General features: G+C 39.5%; 3 protein-coding genes. 2 read left to right on the top strand and 1 reads right to left on the bottom strand.

Annotated elements, in window-relative coordinates:
* Positions 1-529 (top strand): metallophosphoesterase (locus JX312_RS12780; RefSeq protein WP_204458299.1); only part of this gene is annotated, 529 nt, incomplete at its 5' end.
* Between the two features lie 646 nt (positions 530-1175).
* Here the strand turns inward: JX312_RS12780 and JX312_RS12775 are convergent.
* Positions 1176-1787, bottom strand: coding sequence for a hypothetical protein (locus JX312_RS12775; RefSeq protein ID WP_204458298.1), 612 nt, complete (start codon positions 1785-1787; stop codon positions 1176-1178).
* A gap of 21 nt (positions 1788-1808) precedes the next feature.
* On the opposite strand from JX312_RS12775, the gene JX312_RS12770 reads away from it, so the two are divergent.
* Positions 1809-2036 (top strand): nitroreductase family protein (locus tag JX312_RS12770; RefSeq protein ID WP_204458297.1); only part of this gene is annotated, 228 nt, incomplete at its 3' end.

The raw sequence follows: 2036 nt of genomic DNA, 5'->3' as shown, positions 1-2036 counted from the left end.
CAATGTGGTAGTACATTCCGGTGACTTCTGTATGGTTGGCACAGAACAGGAGGCCCTTGATTTCCTCAACTGGTTTTGTGACTTGCCATACAGACATAAAATCTTTATATGTGGCAACCATGACGATTGCCTCTATGGAGCCAACATTGACGGACTACCAGACAACGTGCATCAACTCTCCAACTCAGGAATTGAGATTTATGGCGTCAAGTTTTATGGTGTTCCGATGTTTCTGGAAGATTGCATAACCGAACGTCAGAGCCGAAACTATGCTAAAATTCCCAGTAATACTGACGTTTTGATAACTCATTCTCCGGCATACGGCATACTTGACTTTGATGATAATATCAACTATGGATCTGAAGAGATATTGATGAAGTTATCCGACCTTCATCTTAAAGCCCATCTCTTCGGTCATATCCACGCCCAACACGGAATCTTGGAACAAAACGGCATCACATTCTCCAATGGAGCAATTATGAACATAAATTACTCAAATCTGTCAGTTCCTAACTTGATTCAAATATAAGTGGATGCTTTAATTAGCATACCGCATTAAAGGTTAACAAAATACGTTTTATAAATCAATCCGAGTTCATTAAACTTATCAAAAAAGAGTACCGGTAGTATGTTGCTATTGAATTTAGTTAGTGCATTCTTATCGTTATCTACATTTGCCTACCAATTTTGATGCTACGGTTTGGTGGTACAATGGTATGAACGGAGAACGGATAGGAGATACTTAATCTACGCCTGTATCTGCCAATAAAAACCGTATATGTTTCCCAAATCAAGTTTGACTGCGATTGGAGGTTGGATTTATATTTCTGCCAATGGGAAGGCGAGTATCTTTATGAGTTTGCAAGTTTTAGCGATAGCAGATTTAACGGAGAGTATCTATTTATGCCGGACGATGGAAAAGGTATGTTTTTGGGGGCAGACAACACATTATATATCCTTTCCTATGACTACGAAAAAATTGGAGAATGTTATTTGAAAGTACAATTAAAATAAAGGATTAAGCGCAAATACATTTTAACGAACGAGCGACTGGCGAAATGAGCGGTCGTTGAGGGCGTTGGCGACGATGCCGCAGCAGGAGCGGCCGAGATTGTCGGCAAAGAACTCTTTCAGATTCATCACGGAGGCGTAGTATTTGGTGGCGGTCTGAAGAATTAAAGCATTGAATTTGCATACTTCAAAACAAACGAATAGCCATCTATTTCCTCATCTCCAATCCATTTAGACATTCCGCAACGTTTATTACTTTTTTGAGCTTCTTGAATAAGCTCTACAACTTTGTGCTCTTTATGATTATGCAGTAGGGCTATAAGATAAGTTAATGAAACATCACCTCGCATATTCGTAGCCTGGGGCATATATCGGTCTGCCGATGGATTTTGAGAAATGAAATTTGCTATTTCTTCCTCGATTTTATTAAAAACCGATGTCCAAATCTTCTCAAAGTCTTGCTCTTCATAATTTTTCCAATTCTCCACAAATGTCGGGTATTCTCCTATAAGTTCACCAGACAAAGCAAACGCTCCATTTCCGCGTAAACTTAATGGTTTTTTATTTTCTGGCATTTGGAAAATATCCCACCACAAATCATCTGCATAGAAAGGCTTAACTTTCAAATCCACGCTTGTATCAACAAGATGGAGTATATAGAAAAAGTAGCCGTTGACTATTTTATAGCTAACGTACCCACTTTTCTTATAGCCGAAATGATTCCCAACTATCTTGCGATAGCTGTTAATACCTTTTTCAAATTCTTTTTTTGTCATGACGCAAAATTACTCAAAATCGTGCAGATATACAATGTAAAGCCCACCGATTGCTCGGTAAGGCGCGAGATTTTGCCATCGCCGCCGGCGGCAAGTACTTTACTTGAGATGATGCGTCTTGCTCCGTCATCAACAAATTCGCAACCATGGAGAGCATTCGTTTCGGGCAACTTGGTGCACTTTTATTATAAACCTAAAAGTTCGGTCTCTGTGCTTGACTGCGGCATCGGCATGTGTCATTTTTATGAG

This window comes from Barnesiella sp. CU968 (assembly GCF_905219685.1).
GTDB lineage: Bacteria > Bacteroidota > Bacteroidia > Bacteroidales > Muribaculaceae > Lepagella > Lepagella muris_A.
This window is presented reverse-complemented; position numbering and strand designations above follow the sequence as displayed.